The 16418-nt window shown below is 52.7% G+C and carries 20 protein-coding genes and 2 pseudogenes; 4 read left to right on the forward strand and 18 right to left on the reverse strand.

The annotated features are described in order from the left end of the window. Window positions 1-47: 47 nt before the first annotated feature. Both LY264_RS09700 and LY264_RS09705 read left to right on the forward strand, forming a co-directional pair. Window positions 48-962: a DUF808 domain-containing protein gene (locus tag LY264_RS09700; RefSeq protein WP_171846124.1), complete on the forward strand. Its 915-nt coding sequence runs from the start codon at window positions 48-50 to the stop codon at window positions 960-962. A gap of 77 nt (window positions 963-1039) precedes the next feature. Then, a complete protein-coding gene (locus tag LY264_RS09705; RefSeq protein ID WP_003030415.1) occupies window positions 1040-1225 on the forward strand; it encodes a YodC family protein in 186 nt (61 codons plus the stop codon). A gap of 206 nt (window positions 1226-1431) precedes the next feature. Here the strand turns inward: LY264_RS09705 and yodD are convergent, their stop codons facing one another. Then, entirely contained in the window at window positions 1432-1659 is a 228-nt protein-coding gene (gene yodD, locus LY264_RS09710; protein WP_003030417.1) for a YodD family peroxide/acid resistance protein, read from the reverse strand. A 163-nt stretch (window positions 1660-1822) separates the two neighbouring features. On the opposite strand from yodD, the gene dsrB reads away from it, so the two are divergent. Then, entirely contained in the window at window positions 1823-2011 is a 189-nt protein-coding gene (dsrB, locus tag LY264_RS09715; RefSeq protein ID WP_003030419.1) for a protein DsrB, read from the forward strand. Window positions 2012-2065: 54 nt separating this feature from the next. Here dsrB and rcsA read toward each other — a convergent pair whose 3' ends face one another. The 14 genes and pseudogenes from rcsA to fliF all read right to left on the reverse strand — a co-directional run bounded on the left by rcsA (window position 2066) and on the right by fliF (window position 13565). Beyond that, window positions 2066-2689: a transcriptional regulator RcsA gene (gene rcsA / locus LY264_RS09720; protein WP_003030421.1), complete on the reverse strand. Its 624-nt coding sequence runs from the start codon at window positions 2687-2689 to the stop codon at window positions 2066-2068. A gap of 277 nt (window positions 2690-2966) precedes the next feature. Further along, window positions 2967-3762: pseudogene (fliR, locus tag LY264_RS09725) on the reverse strand (flagellar biosynthetic protein FliR). A gap of 8 nt (window positions 3763-3770) precedes the next feature. Then, window positions 3771-4040: a flagellar biosynthesis protein FliQ gene (gene fliQ, locus LY264_RS09730; RefSeq protein WP_003030425.1), complete on the reverse strand. Its 270-nt coding sequence runs from the start codon at window positions 4038-4040 to the stop codon at window positions 3771-3773. 9 nt (window positions 4041-4049) lie between these two features. Continuing rightward, entirely contained in the window at window positions 4050-4787 is a 738-nt protein-coding gene (fliP, locus tag LY264_RS09735; protein ID WP_003834056.1) for a flagellar type III secretion system pore protein FliP, read from the reverse strand. Then, window positions 4787-5164, reverse strand: coding sequence for a flagellar biosynthetic protein FliO (fliO, locus tag LY264_RS09740; protein WP_122984008.1), 378 nt, complete (start codon window positions 5162-5164; stop codon window positions 4787-4789). The genes fliP and fliO overlap by 1 nt, the downstream gene beginning before the upstream one ends. Beyond that, entirely contained in the window at window positions 5164-5577 is a 414-nt protein-coding gene (fliN, locus tag LY264_RS09745) for a flagellar motor switch protein FliN (RefSeq protein WP_003030433.1), read from the reverse strand. Before fliN ends, fliO begins: the two co-directional genes overlap by 1 nt. Continuing rightward, complete coding sequence (fliM, locus tag LY264_RS09750; protein WP_003030434.1) at window positions 5574-6578, reverse strand: flagellar motor switch protein FliM; 1005 nt, start codon at window positions 6576-6578, stop codon at window positions 5574-5576. The genes fliN and fliM overlap by 4 nt, the downstream gene beginning before the upstream one ends. A gap of 4 nt (window positions 6579-6582) precedes the next feature. Continuing rightward, on the reverse strand, window positions 6583-7050 hold the full coding sequence (fliL, locus tag LY264_RS09755; RefSeq protein WP_003834054.1) for a flagellar basal body-associated protein FliL: 468 nt from the start codon (window positions 7048-7050) through the stop codon (window positions 6583-6585). Between the two features lie 104 nt (window positions 7051-7154). Next, complete coding sequence (gene fliK / locus LY264_RS09760; RefSeq protein WP_048224305.1) at window positions 7155-8369, reverse strand: flagellar hook length control protein FliK; 1215 nt, start codon at window positions 8367-8369, stop codon at window positions 7155-7157. Next, on the reverse strand, window positions 8366-8809 hold the full coding sequence (gene fliJ, locus LY264_RS09765) for a flagellar export protein FliJ (RefSeq protein WP_003834052.1): 444 nt from the start codon (window positions 8807-8809) through the stop codon (window positions 8366-8368). The genes fliK and fliJ overlap by 4 nt, the downstream gene beginning before the upstream one ends. Before the next feature lie 21 nt (window positions 8810-8830). Beyond that, window positions 8831-10201 (reverse strand): flagellar protein export ATPase FliI, encoded by a 1371-nt coding sequence (gene fliI, locus LY264_RS09770; RefSeq protein WP_048224304.1) that lies wholly within the window; start codon window positions 10199-10201, stop codon window positions 8831-8833. Next, window positions 10201-10908 (reverse strand): flagellar assembly protein FliH, encoded by a 708-nt coding sequence (gene fliH, locus LY264_RS09775; RefSeq protein ID WP_003834049.1) that lies wholly within the window; start codon window positions 10906-10908, stop codon window positions 10201-10203. Before fliH ends, fliI begins: the two co-directional genes overlap by 1 nt. Further along, window positions 10901-11899, reverse strand: coding sequence for a flagellar motor switch protein FliG (fliG, locus tag LY264_RS09780; protein ID WP_003030443.1), 999 nt, complete (start codon window positions 11897-11899; stop codon window positions 10901-10903). The genes fliH and fliG overlap by 8 nt, the downstream gene beginning before the upstream one ends. Continuing rightward, window positions 11892-13565 carry a flagellar basal-body MS-ring/collar protein FliF gene (gene fliF, locus LY264_RS09785; RefSeq protein ID WP_048224301.1) on the reverse strand — a complete coding sequence of 558 codons (1674 nt, stop codon included), beginning with the start codon at window positions 13563-13565 and terminating at the stop codon, window positions 11892-11894. Before fliF ends, fliG begins: the two co-directional genes overlap by 8 nt. A gap of 216 nt (window positions 13566-13781) precedes the next feature. Between fliF and fliE the strand changes: the two genes are divergently transcribed. Then, on the forward strand, window positions 13782-14096 hold the full coding sequence (gene fliE / locus LY264_RS09790; protein ID WP_003030448.1) for a flagellar hook-basal body complex protein FliE: 315 nt from the start codon (window positions 13782-13784) through the stop codon (window positions 14094-14096). Window positions 14097-14122: 26 nt separating this feature from the next. Here fliE and LY264_RS09795 read toward each other — a convergent pair whose 3' ends face one another. The 3 genes and pseudogenes from LY264_RS09795 to LY264_RS09805 form a co-directional block, all read right to left on the reverse strand. Beyond that, window positions 14123-15418, reverse strand: coding sequence for a tyrosine-type recombinase/integrase (locus LY264_RS09795; RefSeq protein WP_048224298.1), 1296 nt, complete (start codon window positions 15416-15418; stop codon window positions 14123-14125). A gap of 57 nt (window positions 15419-15475) precedes the next feature. Then, a pseudogene (locus LY264_RS09800) lies at window positions 15476-15604 on the reverse strand (DNA cytosine methyltransferase); the annotation flags it as partial. A gap of 594 nt (window positions 15605-16198) precedes the next feature. After that, window positions 16199-16417, reverse strand: coding sequence for a TraR/DksA family transcriptional regulator (locus tag LY264_RS09805; protein WP_048224295.1), 219 nt, complete (start codon window positions 16415-16417; stop codon window positions 16199-16201). Window position 16418 lies beyond the last annotated feature (1 nt).

Raw genomic sequence — 16418 nt, forward strand, 5'->3', positions numbered from 1 at the left:
TTTTACTTCATACTTATGACTGCAAAAAAATAATATTGAGGGTGAAAATTTTGGCAGGAAGTAGCTTACTGACCTTACTCGATGATATCGCCACGCTGCTGGATGATATCTCAGTGATGGGAAAACTGGCCGCGAAAAAAACCGCGGGCGTGCTGGGGGATGATCTGTCGCTTAATGCGCAGCAGGTGTCGGGCGTGCGGGCGAACCGCGAACTCCCGGTGGTCTGGAGCGTGGCGAAAGGATCATTTGTTAACAAAGTTATTCTGGTGCCGTTGGCGCTATTGATAAGCGCATTTATTCCCTGGGCGATCACCCCCTTATTAATGGTAGGCGGGGCGTTTCTCTGTTTTGAAGGCGTGGAAAAGGTTCTGCATACCCTGGAGGCGCGTAAGCACAAAGAAAGCCCGGAAGAGCGTCAGCAGCGTCTGGCTGCTCTGGCCGCACAGGATCCACTCACCTTTGAGAAAGATAAAATCAAAGGGGCAATACGTACCGACTTCATTTTGTCTGCCGAGATTGTCGCCATCACCCTCGGCATTGTGGCGGATGCGCCGTTGTTGAATCAGGTGCTGGTGTTATCAGGCATCGCGTTAGTGGTGACCGTGGGCGTGTATGGCCTGGTGGGGATTATCGTTAAGCTTGATGATATCGGCTACTGGCTGGCAGAAAAGCGCAGCATGCTTGCTCAAACTCTGGGTAAAGGACTGCTGGTGGTTGCTCCCTGGCTGATGAAAACACTTTCGGTGGTTGGCACGCTGGCGATGTTTTTAGTGGGGGGCGGCATTGTTGTACACGGAATATCGCCGCTGCATCATGCGATTGAACATTTTGCTCAGCAGCAAAGTACATTGATTTCGCTAATGCTTCCGACCCTGCTTAACCTGGTGCTCGGCTTTATCATCGGTGGGATTGTCGTTCTGCTGGTAAAAGCTGTCGCCAGAGTGCGCGGAATTTCGCACTAATTGTTACAGGACTGATTACGCAAAACGCCTCCTTGTCATCTAAGGTGTAAAGGTTTCTCTTGATACAGGAGGCAGGTATGGTCTTTTCTGTCAGTGAGGAAGTCACCTCCAAAGAGGGTGGCCCACGTATGATCGTTACCGGGTATGCCAGCGGAATGGTGGAATGTCGCTGGTACGACGGCTTTGGCGTTAAACGGGAAGCATTCCGTGAAGATGAACTGGTGGTGCCTGGCGAGCGAAGACAGCTCTGTCAGGATGCCTGAACATTTGGCTCGACCGTAACCTGGTGATCTCTCACCCATTAGTTATATTTATCATTCCGGTGAGAATTATTTACTTGTCAGGCAAAAAAATTGCAGATAAGGTTTGGTTCACATCAGATTTTCTGGTGTAACGAATTTACAAGTGCTTCTTGCATAAGCAAGCTTGATCCCGACCCGATAAGGGCCGGGATTTTTTTCGCCCTCAGTCAGCGATTGATTTCCGACACGCTAAAATCATGGATATCAAGCTCGAACGCATCGGCCAGTTCATGCCATGTATGGTAATCACGCCCGTCAACGCTGACGCGCTCCGGGTCATCCTGGCTGCGATGAATTTCACTCTCGCAGATTTCGTTGATTGCCTTTAGCAGCGCGTCGACATCGACGCTGACTTCACGTTTGGCCGTATCGCTGTACTCTTTCGCGGTTTTCATCCTCATACCTCTCAACCGTTAAGGATACCGGGGGAGCGTACCCAAACATCAGATACGCACAACTTAAGTATAGACCGTCGATAAAACCCGCAATCGCGCGTGCACAGCGCTGCCAGAAAAAGGAATTTGTTCTACACTGGCACAAAGCCACAGGAGGAAAACTATGAAGGTGAATGATCGGGTCACAGTCAAAACGGACGGCGGTCCTCGTCGACCGGGCGTGGTACTGGCAATCGAAGAGTTTAGCGAAGGCACTATGTACCTGGTTTCGCTGGAAGACTACCCGCTCGGTATCTGGTTCTTTAATGAATCAGGTCATCAGGATGGTATCTTTGTGGAAAAAGTGGAGTGACATGAGTTCCGCTGTTTGATTCTGACTGGTGGGGTCGCCACCAGTCAGAACGTCTTAGCGCATATTCACAAAGATACCATTGGTGACGTTATCCGTAAGCCTTACAACGTGATAGATAACTTGCTTATTATGCGTTTTAATCTTTCGTTTTATATTCCCCTTATGGGATGACACCGTCTTGGCTTTGATATTCATTTGATCTGATATCTGTATTGTTCCCTGACCCTCCATCCACATACGCAGCATGCTGGATTCGGTTCGACTTAATGATAATGTTGGCAGGTTCACATCAATAGCAATATCTACTTCCTTTTTCAGAATATCGCCAAGTAGTTTATCCAGTGAGTCAGGTTTAATTGATTTAGAACTAATCAATAAATTTTTTCTGACGAGTAGATATTCATCAAAATGCACGTTGGCAATTGCCATAAACACAATAAATAATGTGCTGGGATGCTGATTAATGATTTGCTTTATTTGCTGGCTATTAGCAGGATCGTGGATAAAGCAGTCCTCATTAATAAACACCACAGCGGGTTGTTGAGAGACACAGGCGAGACTGAGTTCATCAACGTTGGAAATGTTGTTGATTTCCCTTTTTTTCACTCCCCGACTTACCAGATATCCGGTTAACCCTAGTCGGGTGTAACTGCATAAATCCATAATAATCGTTGACATGGCATACCCTCACTCAATGCGTAACGATAATTCCCCTTACCTGATTATTTCATCACAACTAAACGGAATAATAACGACCCAAGATGACGCTTTCGCTGTTTTCAGGCGAATTTACTATCCCGTAAAGTTGCGTATAATTTGCCAGGAAACATCTTAAAGTAAAGTGAATGTTGCGTTATGTGAGTGAGGCAAAAACAAATAAGCCGCGACAGAGATATCCTGGTGGATGTTGTCACTTTTTAAATTTAGGACAATCCTTAGTAAAACAGGATAAAAATTAAGGGTTATTATTTTCCTGGCATTTCGCTGACGATATCGGCCAGTAAATTAAAAATTTCACTGAATAATCGTTCGCAGAATGGCGCAATTAATGGCATTAGCGCCGCCATTAGTGAAATACCTACGGTCAGAGTGAGAGGAAAGCCGATGACGAAAACCGACAGCTGTGGTGCCATGCGATTTAACAAACCAAGTGCGAGGTTTAGCGTGAGCAGTAGCGTCATTACCGGCAGGGCCAGCATTAGCCCGTTGAGGAAAATCAGGCTACCCGCCCGTGCCAGTGCAAGAAACGCATTGCTGTTCACCGGATTGCCGCCGATGGGCAGAGTATGAAAAGTATCTACCAGCAGCGAAATCAGCCATAAATGGCCGTTAAAGGTCAGGAACAGCAGCATGGCGAGCATGTCGATCAGTCGTGCCAGAACCGGCATATTCAGACGGCTACCGGGATCGAAGAACGTCGCGAAGGAAAGGCCCATTTGCAGGCCAATTAATTCCCCGGCGGTACGTACTGCGGCAAACGCAAACTGCATGGTGAAGCCTAATGCGATACCGATCAGGATTTGTTGCATTGCCTGCCAAAGCGCGCCAACAGAAAAGATGGGGACGTCAACGGCGGGGATCGATGGGGCGATAACGACGGTAATCATCAACCCCAGCCCCAGCTTTACCCGTTTGGGGATGGCTCGTTCACTGAGGATGGGGGCCGTTGAGATGAGCGCCAGTATGCGCAGCAAAGGCCAGAAGTATAAATTCAGCCAGTGAAGCCACTCAACGCTGGACACCTGCAACATAACGTTGTCTACCCGATGATATAGGGGATATTGCTGAACAGCGTACGCACGTAGTCGAGCAGCAGGTTAAGCATCCACGGGCCAGCAACAATGATGGCAATAAACACCGCGACAATTTTGGGGATGAAGGACAGCGTCATTTCGTTAATCTGGGTCGCCGCCTGCAGAATACTGATGATAAGACCTGTGACGAGAGCGACCAACAGCAAAGGCGCGGCAAGGGCCAGGGCGACTTTCATCGCCTCTGTGCCCATCATCATGACCGATTCAGGAGTCATTTCGCGCCTCTAACTGTAAAAGCTTTGTGCCAGCGAGCCGACAAGTAGCTGCCAACCGTCTACCAACACAAACAGCATCAGCTTGAACGGCAACGCGATTGTGGCGGGCGGTACCATCATCATCCCGAGCGCCATCAACACGCTGGCGATCACCAGGTCGATAATCAGAAACGGAATAAAAATGGTAAAGCCTATCTGGAATGCAGTTTTCAGCTCACTGGTGACATAAGCGGGCAGCAAAATTCGCATCGGCACGGCTTCTGGTCCCTGTAACGGACCGCTGTTTGCTAAGCGCGCGAAGAGTGCCAGATCGGCTTCACGGGTCTGGCGCAACATAAACTCACGCAGCGGCTGGGCGCCTTTCTCCATGGCTTCCTGCATGGAGATCTTCTCTTCGCTGAACGGTTGGTATGCGTCAACGTAGATTTTATCGATCACCGGCGACATGATGAAAAAGGTCAAAAAGAGCGCCAGGCCCAGGAGCACCTGGTTAGGTGGTGCTGAGGGGGTACCCAGCGCATTTCGCAGTAGACCGAAAACGATGATGATGCGGGTGAAGCTGGTCATCATCAGCAAAATTGCAGGCAGGAACGTCAGCGAGGTGATGAACACCAGCGTCTGCACGGGTAACGTCCAGTTTTGTCCGCCGCCCGGCAAAGGCTGACTGACCAGACCCGGGAGTTGGGCGAGGGCAACGGGGCTGAAAAGCCACAAGCCTGCCAGCGTAAGGGATAACAAACGGCGCATCAGGATCTCCCAGGACGCTTCAGGAAACTCTTCATCATGGCCTGGAAATCCGCTGGGGAGGCCGTTTTTTCTTCTGCATCGGCAGGTGCCGGGGGCAGGGTGTGCAGGACGTTAATCTGCGAGGCTGTGACGCCCAGTACCAAACGGGCATCTTCGACCTCGACTATCACCACGCGCTCACGTGGACCCAGTGAGGTACTGGCCGTGACTTTCAGCCCGCGCGTACCGGCACTTTTGGGGGCAAACCCCAGACGTTTAATGACCCAGGCCGCCGCCAGGATCAAGACGATGATCCCGAGCAGCGCGCCGCTTACCTGCACCAGCGGTGAGCCGGGAACGGCGGCGGGTTGAGAAACGGTAGCCTGGGTATTCATGATTAACGGCTCAGGCGGCGCATACGTTCAGACGGGGTGATAATGTCAGTGATACGCACACCGTATTTATCCGCAACTACGACAACTTCGCCTTGGGCAATCAGATAACCGTTGATCAGAATATCCAGCGGTTCGCCTGCCAGACCATCCAGTGCGACAACCGATCCCTGCGTCAGACGCAGCAGCTCTTTGATGGTCATGCGGGTACGGCCCAGTTCGACGGTCAGCTTGACCGGAATGTCCATGATCAGGTCGATGTCCTGCAAAGCACCGCTGACGTCGCCGCCACCTAACTGCTGGAATACCGCATCGGCCGCACTTTTGGTGGGCGTGGTTTTTTGCTCGTTTAACGCGTCAGCCCACAGATCGTCCAATGCGCCAGTGTTCTCATCGGACGGATTATTCATATCACTCATTTGGGCTGTTCCTCATTCAGCGAATTCAAAATCGGGTTTATCAGATGTTCTACGCGTAACGCATACTGACCGTTTACGGTGCCATACTGGCTGGTCAGCACAGGCACGCCGTCCACATGAGCAATAATGCGGTCGGGTTTTTCAATCGGCAGTACATCGCCGGGTTTCAGTTTTAAAATCTGGGATAGCCGCAGCGGAATATCGGCAAAGTTTGCCACTAGCTCCAGCTCAGAATGCTGAACCTGACGCACCAGATTATTGCGCCAGTTCTGATCTTCATTACGTGAATTTTCCAGCGGCGGATTCACCAGCAGCTCACGCAACGGTTCAATCATGCTGAATGGCAGACAGATGTTAAATTCACCGGTCAGGTTGCCAATTTCAACGTGGAACGGGGTGTTCACCACAATGTCGTTCGGAGAAGTAGTGATATTGGTAAATTTCACCTGCATCTCAGAACGGACGTATTCCACTTCCAGCGGGTTGATGGCCTTCCACGCGTCGCTGTAGCTTTCCAGCGCCAACTTCAGCATGCGGTTGATAACGCGCTGTTCCGTGTGCGTAAATTCGCGGCCTTCGACTTTCGTCGGGAAACGACCGTCACCGCCAAACAGGTTGTCTACGGCGATAAATACCAGACTCGGTGAGAACACCACCAGACCCGTACCGCGCAGCGGCTTCAGGTGGATTAAGTTCAGGTTGGTCGGAACCGGTAAGTTGCGCGCAAATTCATGGTATGGCTGGATACGGATCGCACCCACGGTAATATCCGGGCTACGGCGCAACAGGTTAAATAATCCCATTCGGAACTGGCGCGCAAAGCGTTCGTTAATGATCTCCAACGCCTGTAAACGCTCACGTACCACGCGACGCTGAGTGTTGGGATCATAAGGACGAATATCGCTTTCTTTTGCGATACCTGAAATGGGTTCGTCTTTGGTTTCGCTATCGCCGTTGAGCAATGCGTCGATTTCAGCCTGAGAAAGAATACTGTCGCCCATGTCTTTACCGCAGAATAAAAGCTGTATAAAGAACGTCGGTGACAACCTGTTTCGGCTGCCCGACAACGAGCGGAGTCGCCAGCGTCTCTTTGATGGCGGTAATCAGCTGTTGCTTACCTTCCTCGGTGGCGAGTGTGGCTGCATTCTGACGAGAGAACAGCAGCAGCAGGCGGCTGCGCACTTCCGGCAGATATTCGTTAAGACGTGAACGTGTCGCCTCATCTTTCATGCGCAGCGTGATACCGATATACAGCACACGATCTGCATCACCCAGATTGACGGTAAAGGTATCCAGCGCAAAGAACACCGGGGCTGGCGGTGGAGGCGGTTCCGCTTTGACGCTGGCGGACGGCTGCTGCTGCATGCGCCAGTAGCTATAACCCGCAGTTGCGCAGGCGGCGAGGGTAATTAATACCAGCAGAGGGATCCAAATAGCGCGTTTACTTTTTTTGTTAATCGCGGAGTCAGTCATCAGATACGGGCTTCCTGTTTCGGTACAGCTTATGGGCTGATTATCCCGTGTCCTGTCCACGACAAAGCGTGGAAAAGACGCGGATAATCATGCTACCTCTGGCGTTAGGCGAAGATGTCTACTGCGCCATCGCCGCGGGCAGCGGCTTGCAGCGAGGCTGGGGTTGCCAGTATTGCGTCATCTTCAGCGGCAAAAATGTCTTGTCCTTGAGCGCGACCAGCCTGCTGTTGCTGCCCGGAAGACTGCTGATGGCCAGCGAAGCTTTCACTGCTGATGTTGCTTTGCCCCAGTTGAATGCCGCTTTCAGCCAACTGCGTACGCAGCATCGGTAATGCGGCTTCCAGTGCGGCGCGCACGTGACTGTGCGGTGAAACCATTTGCAACTGCGCGAGGTTGTCGTCCAGCTTGAGGGAAATATGTACCTGACCCAGGTCCTGCGGATGCAGACGCAGCTCTGCGCTTTGCTGGCCCTGGCGCGTGAACAATGTGACGTGCTGGCTCAGCGATTGCTGCCATTCATGGCTACCTAACGGAGCGCTTAACACCGGCGCGGCCGTCGGTAACGGTTGTGCATGTGTCTGTGGACCACTTAGCGGGGCCGCAGTCATGCCAATGCTGGTCGGTGACGGGGTGCTATCGATTTCAGCTCTGGCGTTCGCCGCCGCCGTCAGCGGGGTTAGTGCTGGATTGTTTGCCTGATTAGCACCACCCCCAGCAATTGTGACATCCGCTTTGCCTTTTTTGGCATCACCCGGCAGCAATTCGTCTGCATTATCAGTCGTCGCGCCGAGTGCAGCGCCACGTGACAACGCCGAAAGCGTGGCATCAACCGGGGCTGGTGCGCTGTCGACGGCAGGCGTAGCCAGCGGTTGTCCTGGTAGCATGGCGAACAATGCGCTCAGGTTGGCGAGATCGTCATCACTCAGCGTGGTGTTTTTTTCGTCCTGCTGAGCAACTTTGCCCAGCGTCGTCAGGGCATTAGCTTTCAGTGAAGGTGTGAGAGCAGACAACAGTTGCTGAGCGTCTGTCATGTCGGCAAGAGAAGACTCGGCTTGTAGCTCCTGTTGCGCCAACAGATCGGTTAATTTGACCGACTGTGCGGCATCGCCATTTTTTTGCAGTAATCCTTTCTGCAGCTTACTGCTGGCCGCCTGTAAGTCGGCAAGCGACAGCGGAGCGTCTTTACCCTGCGCGTCGCCCGCACCTAATGCGCCAGCCAGCAGCGCTAAAAAATCCTCGGGTGAATCTACCGCTTTGCCTGACTGAAGACCTGCGGCTACGTCGGTGTCGATGGTAATCAGTTGGGGTAAAGTAATCATTCGGGTTTCCTCATAGCTGCGCGCTGAGCAAATTCATCCATTTTTTTCTGATCCAGACGGTTTTCGGCCAGTAACGCCGCCGAGGTTTGTCTGTCCTGCAACGTCTGCCACGCCTGTAATCGTTGTTTTTTGTCGCGCCAACTGTTCAAAGCCATGTCCACTTTTTGCGTCCACTGATTGAGCTGTTGGCGGTGTTGCTCAATCGCTTTTTCCAGCGTCTGAATAAATTGCTGGTAGTTAATCCAGCGATTGCTGGTAATACCCTGGCCCATATCGGTATTCAGATTGTTGCGATACTCATGCTGATAATCGATCAGCATTTTTAACTGTTCTTCCGCCTGCTGACAGCCACGACGCATCTCTCCTAATAAGACAGCTGCGTCATCTACCTCTTTTTCAGCCAGGTCTTTCAGTGTTGCTAACGCACCATGTTGTGCCATGACCTATGCTCTCCTGCTTAATCACACACCAGGGAAAATCAGTTCTAAAGCTTGTAGAGAATCTTCCCAGTCAGCCCGTTCAAAGATGCCTTGCTGTAAAAACGCTTCCAGCTGTGGCCATAAGGCAATGGCTTTATCCAGCATCGGATCGCTGCCTTTGGCATACGCCCCCACGCTAACCAGATCGCGGTTACGCTGGAAGCTGGATAGCAACTGTTTAAAGTTACGCACCCGCGCATAGTGTTGTTCACTAATGAGCGCGGTCATGGCGCGGCTGATCGAAGCTTCGATATCGATGGCCGGGTAATGACCTGCTTCGGCCAGATGGCGGGACAGCACAATGTGGCCGTCCAGAATCGCGCGCGCGGAATCGGCAATCGGGTCCTGCTGGTCATCACCCTCGGTCAGTACCGTATAAAACGCGGTAACTGAACCGCCGCCGTGTATACCGTTTCCGGCCCGTTCAACCAGCGCCGGTAATTTGGCGAATACTGACGGCGGATAACCTTTGGTTGCCGGTGGTTCGCCGATTGCCAGGGCTATCTCACGTTGCGCCATCGCATAGCGGGTGAGGGAATCCATAATCAGCAATACGTGCTGTCCGCGATCGCGGAAATCTTCGGCGATGCGCGTGGCGTAGGCCGCGCCTTGCATACGTAACAGCGGTGAAACGTCTGCCGGAGCGGCAATAACCACCGAGCGTGCGCGACCGTCAGCGCCGAGAATATTTTCAATAAAATCTTTAACTTCACGGCCACGTTCGCCAATCAGGCCGACGACGATGACGTCGGCCTGGGTATAGCGCGCCATCATGCCGAGCAGGACGCTTTTACCGACGCCGGAACCTGCGAAAAGCCCCATACGCTGGCCGCGACCAACGGTTAATAACGCGTTGATGGGGCGTACGCCAGTATCCAGCACATGTTCAATAGGTGTGCGCTGCAGCGGGTTAAACGGCGGCGTCATCAGCGCCCCGGTTTCGGTGGTATCCGGGGCGGGCAGTCCGTCGAGCGGTTTGCCGCTACCGTCCAGCACACGCCCCAGCAGAGCAGGGCCAAGCGGTAATTGCTTCCCGCTTTGCAGACCTTCTCCGGCAATGTTCTTCGCGTATACGCGTGCGCCGGGCAGAACGCCTTCGACCTCTTCGAGCGGCATCAGAAACAGACGTTGACCGTTAAAGCCTACGACTTCGCTTTCAACTTCCTGGGTTTCGTTGCCATCCTGGCGTTCAATGACGCAGGTGGCACCCAACGGCAGCTGTAACCCCGTAGCTTCCAGCACCAGCCCGGTTGCGCGGGTCAGACGACCGTAACGACGCACCGCAGGCAGCAGCGACATTTTCTCTTCGAAGTTGTCCAGCGTATTGAGCCAGCGAGTCAGGCGAGTGGTCATTACACGACTCCCGGCGCTGCCAGACGGCAGAGTTCTTGCCAGCGTGTGGCGACGCTGGCATCCAGATCGCCTTCGTCGGCTGAGACTTTACAACCGCCGTGATGCAGCGTGGGATCGCCGCGCAGCCGCCAGCCGTGCAGGCTGAGAGTGGCACCGAGCATCTCCTCAACACGCTGGAGATCGTCCGGATGTACGCGCAGCTGCGGTTTACCGCTAAACAGCGGTTCCTGTTGTAATAACTGTTGGATCTGCTTAATCAGCGCAGCGTTATCCACGATAGGCGTCTGACCAATCACCTGACGCGCAGCTTCCAGCGCCATTTGCATCAGGCGCGAGGCAATGACGCTGTCCAGTGCGTCCAGCGTATTCTGAAACTCGCTCACCAGTTGCTGCATACGGGCATGAATCGGCGCATGCTGCGCACGCGCCTGGTTCTGGCCTTGCTCCAGCCCCTGGCTCAGACCTTCCTGATAGCCTTGTTCATGACCCTTTTGTCGACCTTCCGCCAGCCCCGCGTTATACCCTTGCTCATGGGCCTGCATTTGCAGCTGTGCGAGCTGTTGTTCAAGCTGTTGCTCTGCCGAAAGCTCGGGTTCTTCCGTCTCTTCGGACAGCGGCGTTTCGCTGTGGTCGGCCAGCACGAACTCTGCCATCGGTGGGGCGAGATCGTCCGGAGTCCAGACTTTCCACGGCAGTTCGTTAGACATAGGTATCCTCGCCGCTGCCGATCACCATCTCGCCGGTTTCCGCCAGACGACGCACAATAAGCAGAATCGCTTTCTGTTCGTTTTCCACCTGCGACAAGCGCACCGGACCGCGGTTGGCAAGGTCGTCGCGCAGAATATCGGCAGCACGTTGCGACATGTTGCGCAGGAACTTCTCGCGTAGTGGCTGTTCGGCACCTTTCAGGGCAATCAGCAGCGATTCGGAATCCACTTCCTGCAGCAGACGCTGGATACTGCGATCGTCGACGTCCACCAGGTTTTCGAACAGGAACATCTCGTCGATAATTTTCTGCGCCAGTTCGCCGTCGAACTCGCGTACGGCGGTGATAACCGCTTCTTCCTGCTGGGTTTTCATCAGGTTGATAATTTCTGCCGCCGTTCTCACGCCGCCCATTTTGCTGCGCTTGAGGTTCTGGCCATCGAGCAGACCGTTCAGTACCTCGGTCAGTTCTGCCAGCGCGGCAGGCTGTACGCCGCCGAAGGTGGCGATACGCAGCATCACGTCGTGACGTAAACGCTCGTCGAACAGCGCCAGAATATCGGCGGCCTGGCCCCGTTTGAGGTGCACCAGAATGGTGGCGATAATCTGCGGATGCTCGTCGCGGATAAGGTCGGCGGCGCTTTGCGGCTCCATAAAGTTGAGCGTTTCAATGCCGCTGGTGGTATCGCGGGTTTCCAGAATATCTTCCAGCAGGCTGGAGGCGCGTTCCTCGCCCAGCGCTTTCACCAGCACCGAGCGCAGATATTCGTTGGCATTGATATTCAGCGCGGCAAACTGTTCTGCTTCTTGCTCAAATTCGGCCAGCACTTCAGTCAACTGTTTGTTGGAGATCTGGCGTACGTTCGCCATCGCTGTACTCAGCGCCTGAACTTCGCGCGTGGAAAGGTGTTTAAACACCTCTGCCGCGCGATCTTCGCCAATGGTCATCAGCAGGATGACGCTTTTATCGGTACCGGTAAGGGCATTACTCATGATCGTTACTCATCCACTGGCGAATGACCAGCGCCACGACGCGCGGATCGTTATCTGACATTTCACGAATACGCTGGCTCATCACTTCTGCACCCAGACGCTGATTCGTACGACGCTGCTGGGTCTGTTCGTCTTTGCTGAGGCGAACTTCTACCGCTTCTTCGGTTTCCTGACGAATACGCGTTTGTTCTTGTACCGCTTTTGCTTCTTCGCTGCGGCGAACCAACTGCGGACGAACAGCCTTACGCCACAGGATCCAGGCAACAAGCAGAACCAGTAACCAACGGCCTGCGGTCATCAACTGATCAATAAAGAACGGCTGTTTCCAGAACGGCAGCTCGCCCATGGAATCGTCGGTCGCCGTGAACGGATAGTTCACCACGTTCAGGGTATCGCCACGTTTGTCGGAGAAGCCCATCGCTTCGCGGGTCAGATCCTCAATCTGTTTCATCTGATCGGCGGTTAGCGGCAGCGGTTTTCCGTCCGGCAACGTTTTATAGTTGACCACCACTGCAACCGAGAGACGCTGCACATCCCCGACGTTCATTTTGGTGTGGCGAATGGTACGGTCGACTTCATAATTGCTGGTTTCATTGCGCTGCGTACTGCGTGGTCCGGCATTATTGCTGTTATTTGCCGTCTGCGTGGTTTGCGCATTTTGCTGATTAGCCGGAGGGTTGGCGATTGGCGCGGTATTCGCCGGTGCTGGCTGATTAGACAATGCGCCCGGTACGCCGCCTGGCGCTCCGCTTCCGATCTGCTCGCTGACGTTTAACTGGCGTGAACGCAGCACGGCCTGGGAATCATCACCGTTTGGACGGTACTGTTCTTCGGTTTGCTCTTTATTAGCAAAATCCAGCTGGGCGGTGACCTGTGCATGTACGTTACCGTTGCCGACAATCGGCGACAGGATCGATTCGATACGACGTTGAACGCGGCCTTCGACATCGCTGGCGTATTTCAACTGCGCATCGTTGAGATCGCGGCTGCTGGTATTCGACTGAGTTAGCAGATGACCCGCCTGGTCGACCAGCGTAACGTTGCCCGGCGGTAACCCGGCGACAGCGCTGGAAACCAGATGCGTGACCGCACTGATTTGACCTTCATCCAGTGCGCGACCCGGTTCAAGATTCACGGTCACGGAGGCTGAAGGCGCTTTTTGCTCACGCACAAACAGCGACGGTTTCGGCATTGCCAGGTGCACGCGGGCGCGTTTTACCGGTCCCAGCGTTTCAATGGTACGGGCTAATTCACCTTCCAGCGCACGCTGGTAGTTGACCTGCTCGCTAAACTGGCTAATACCAAACTTTTCCTGATCCAGCAGTTCAAAACCAACGGCACCGCCTTTCGGCAGGCCTTGCTGCGCCAGACGTAAACGTAGTTCGTGGACTTTATCGGCAGGAACTTCTATAGCACCGCTTCCCTCTGTAAAACGATAGGGAACGTTCATCTGCGTCAGTTGGGTGACAATCGCGCCACCATCCTGATCGGAAAGATTGCTGAACAGCGTGCGATAGTCAGGCGCTTTGGCCCACAGGACCATCGCCACGATGATAGCGACGGCAGCGGCTCCCGCCACAATCAAAGGAATTCTGGGATTCGCGCGCAGGCGGTTTAACCACTCGAGAGGTTTAAGCTGGGTTGCAGTCGATGCTGTCGCACTCATCTCGCACCTCGTGGCTTATCGTGGACGGCGTTTTTTGCAAAGTGGAACAAGACTCACTCCCGGGTCAGCAAACTCGAAAAATTGACGGTCTCATTATTTGCGGTTTCGAATTTTTCTATGCGTTAAAAACCGTGGTTTTTTATCGTTATTTAACGCCTTTATCTTATTGACTAACTGGTAATCTCAGCTACGTAAAAAATCATCCAGGGGATCAGAATGTCGGCAATACAGGGGATTGAAGGGGTCATCAGCCAGTTACAGGCCACGGCGATGTCAGCAAAAATGCAGGATATGCAGCCACAACCGACCGTGAGTTTTGCCGGACAACTGCATGCGGCGTTAGACAGAATCAGCGATGTGCAAACCGCGTCCCGTACGCAGGCTGAGAAATTTACCCTGGGTGAGCCGGGTATTGCGTTAAATGATGTGATGACCGATATGCAAAAGGCGTCGGTATCGATGCAGATGGGTATTCAGGTGCGTAACAAACTGGTGTCGGCGTATCAGGAAGTGATGTCCATGCAAGTTTAGGTTACATAACCTAATGATATTTATTGTTAATATCCATCCGATCCTACTGCGTGGGGCATGGATGGGGCAAACTCACTCAATTTTTGGTTGAGTATGAGTACCTGGTCCTGGTTGTTTTCTGCCATCCAGGATCCGTACACCCGGTAAACCATTTGCGCGTCGGTGTGGCCCATTTGCTTCGCGATGAAGTTTGGGTTGGCACCGGCAGCTAACGACCAGCATGCATACGTGTGTCTTGACTGGTATGCTCTGCGATAGCGAATACCTGCACGTCGCATTGCCGCCTCCCACGATTGGTTGATCGACCCTACAGCGTAATGATGTCCTGCACGGCCATTACGCGATACGATTTGCGGGTTGAACACGAATGTGCATGGATGCACATCGGTACGACCATATTCACGAAGTTTAACCTCAACCTGATACTGCTTGCCCAGCCTGGTCATTTCAGCCTGGTTCTTCAACACATCAATTGCTGGCTGAATAAGGTTTATGATTCGATCCGTTCCGGCCTCTGTTTTAGGAAGGGTGAACTCCTTCGTTAAAGTGTGGTTGCGACGGATAATCATAGTTCCCGCCTTCAGGTCGATATCTTCCCATGCAAGGGATACCAACTCCCCATGCCTCACCCCTTTATACACGGCCAGAGACCACATGTTTTTCAGTTGCTGATAAGTGCATGCATCAATCATTCTGACGAACTCTTCACGCGTAAGGGGATCAGGTTCAGTACGAGACCGCTTGAGCATGGAAATTCCGTTAAACGGATTCGCCTTGACATAACCGCTGTCAGCAGCGAAGTTAAACATGCCTGACATTGTTCTCATGTAGTTGTTGACGGTTCTGACGGATCTTCCTTTTACTGGTGTCTTCTGTCCTGTTTTCAATACGTGATAGCCGGTTAGCAACTCCTTCCTGATAAAAAGCAGGTCTTCCTGTGTCACCGCAGATACCAGTTTGTCCCCACCAATTCTCGGTATCATGTTGCGCGCTATAGATGAATAGCGTGACATCGCGTTGGTGCTGATCTCCATCCGCTTCAACTCAAGCCACTTGTTCGCCAACTCGAGCACAGTGATTTCCTTATTCTCGACTCCGAATTTCTTCAGGTTCGGCGAGTCAGGGAACTGAGCAGCATAATTGAAGTTACCAGTCTTTATCGCAAAACACACCGACGCGCGCAGCTCGCCAGCGATCTTCCTGTTTTTTGGTGTATCCGGCACGCCGAGGCTTTCACGCACCCGGCCGCCTTTATAGATGAACCATATGCGGAGTGTTCCGCCGTGGTTCTCCACGCCTGTTGGGTATGCAGACTTAGCCATTTTCCCCTCCTGACGTCCAAGAGCCCGCTAAGCATAAACGGATCTTCATTGGCGCGCATCTGGACTGACATCTTCGATGCTTCTTTCATCAACCTCTCCATCTGCTACCAACCCATTTTTAATTAAATTGCGGATCCATTGAGCTGCAAATGGATCTATTTCGTTATAATAAGCCCATCTTTTCATATGCTTTTCTCATACTTGGAGTGTTCAAATTCATGACAGATGAATTGCAGCCGCACTGCGTTGAATGCGGCGTTATTCTTCCAGGCTCTCATTCGCACAGGAAATACTGCTCAGGTAAGTGCAAGGCTAGATGGAGAAAGAAAAACCCTTCACCCGCTAGAGACGCAGGCCATGCCTGCAGGATTTGTGGAAAGATCTTTCCTATAGGTCCAGGGCAGCATAATAAATGGCTTTGTTCTGATGAGTGCAGGAGGGCAAGTAATGCTTTATCTGTTAGAACATTTCACGACAGGCGCCCAAAAATGGAGGCGATTTATAGAGCCAGAACAAAAGAAAAACTGCCTCCAGACTCTCAAAATCGGCGCTTTTATCTCTTAAATCCCGATGCACCAAGAGCTTGTGAGGCTTGCGGAGAAAGTCGAGTCACAGAGATAGCCCACAAGCCAGGCCATGAGCGATTAGGCCAGCGTAGGTCTTCTGCGAATATGAAATGGCCCGAAATGGTTTGGGTTCTTTGCCCAACATGCCATAGATTGATCGATAGAATGCATTACCCACCTGAGGACATTGGGTTAAAGGTGTAGAGCTTGGTTCTTATCCGCCTCGCTGCTTATTCCGAAGCTCCTGTTCGCCCTGGCACTCCACACACATCGTGCATCCCGGATACGCTTTCCGGCGCGCATCAAGTAACTTGTCACCGCATTCCTCACAGTGCGTTGCTGATACTGCTGAGCGGTTGAGTCTGTGCATACTCAGTGCTGCGTCACGCTGTAAATCTTCAAGCGTTGATGCGTTGTCGATAATGTCAGCCATG

This window comes from Citrobacter portucalensis, assembly GCF_023374935.1.
Classification (GTDB): Bacteria; Pseudomonadota; Gammaproteobacteria; order Enterobacterales; family Enterobacteriaceae; genus Citrobacter; species Citrobacter portucalensis.

What these genes read in the sequence shown, in the direction of transcription:
- fliG (WP_003030443.1), bottom strand. Translation starts at nt 11,899, where the DNA reads ATGAGTAATGCCCTTACCGGTACCGATAAAAGCGTCATCCTGCTGATG.
- fliL (WP_003834054.1), bottom strand. Translation starts at nt 7,050, where the DNA reads ATGACTGACTCCGCGATTAACAAAAAAAGTAAACGCGCTATTTGGATC.
- fliN (WP_003030433.1), bottom strand. Translation starts at nt 5,577, where the DNA reads ATGAGTGATATGAATAATCCGTCCGATGAGAACACTGGCGCATTGGAC.
- fliH (WP_003834049.1), bottom strand. Translation starts at nt 10,908, where the DNA reads ATGTCTAACGAACTGCCGTGGAAAGTCTGGACTCCGGACGATCTCGCC.
- dsrB (WP_003030419.1), top strand. Translation starts at nt 1,823, where the DNA reads ATGAAGGTGAATGATCGGGTCACAGTCAAAACGGACGGCGGTCCTCGT.
- fliI (WP_048224304.1), bottom strand. Translation starts at nt 10,201, where the DNA reads ATGACCACTCGCCTGACTCGCTGGCTCAATACGCTGGACAACTTCGAA.
- LY264_RS09705 (WP_003030415.1), top strand. Translation starts at nt 1,040, where the DNA reads ATGGTCTTTTCTGTCAGTGAGGAAGTCACCTCCAAAGAGGGTGGCCCA.
- fliE (WP_003030448.1), top strand. Translation starts at nt 13,782, where the DNA reads ATGTCGGCAATACAGGGGATTGAAGGGGTCATCAGCCAGTTACAGGCC.
- LY264_RS09795 (WP_048224298.1), bottom strand. Translation starts at nt 15,418, where the DNA reads ATGGCTAAGTCTGCATACCCAACAGGCGTGGAGAACCACGGCGGAACA.
- fliQ (WP_003030425.1), bottom strand. Translation starts at nt 4,040, where the DNA reads ATGACTCCTGAATCGGTCATGATGATGGGCACAGAGGCGATGAAAGTC.
- fliK (WP_048224305.1), bottom strand. Translation starts at nt 8,369, where the DNA reads ATGATTACTTTACCCCAACTGATTACCATCGACACCGACGTAGCCGCA.
- fliF (WP_048224301.1), bottom strand. Translation starts at nt 13,565, where the DNA reads ATGAGTGCGACAGCATCGACTGCAACCCAGCTTAAACCTCTCGAGTGG.
- LY264_RS09805 (WP_048224295.1), bottom strand. Translation starts at nt 16,417, where the DNA reads ATGGCTGACATTATCGACAACGCATCAACGCTTGAAGATTTACAGCGT.
- yodD (WP_003030417.1), bottom strand. Translation starts at nt 1,659, where the DNA reads ATGAAAACCGCGAAAGAGTACAGCGATACGGCCAAACGTGAAGTCAGC.
- fliJ (WP_003834052.1), bottom strand. Translation starts at nt 8,809, where the DNA reads ATGGCACAACATGGTGCGTTAGCAACACTGAAAGACCTGGCTGAAAAA.
- fliM (WP_003030434.1), bottom strand. Translation starts at nt 6,578, where the DNA reads ATGGGCGACAGTATTCTTTCTCAGGCTGAAATCGACGCATTGCTCAAC.
- rcsA (WP_003030421.1), bottom strand. Translation starts at nt 2,689, where the DNA reads ATGTCAACGATTATTATGGATTTATGCAGTTACACCCGACTAGGGTTA.
- fliP (WP_003834056.1), bottom strand. Translation starts at nt 4,787, where the DNA reads ATGCGCCGTTTGTTATCCCTTACGCTGGCAGGCTTGTGGCTTTTCAGC.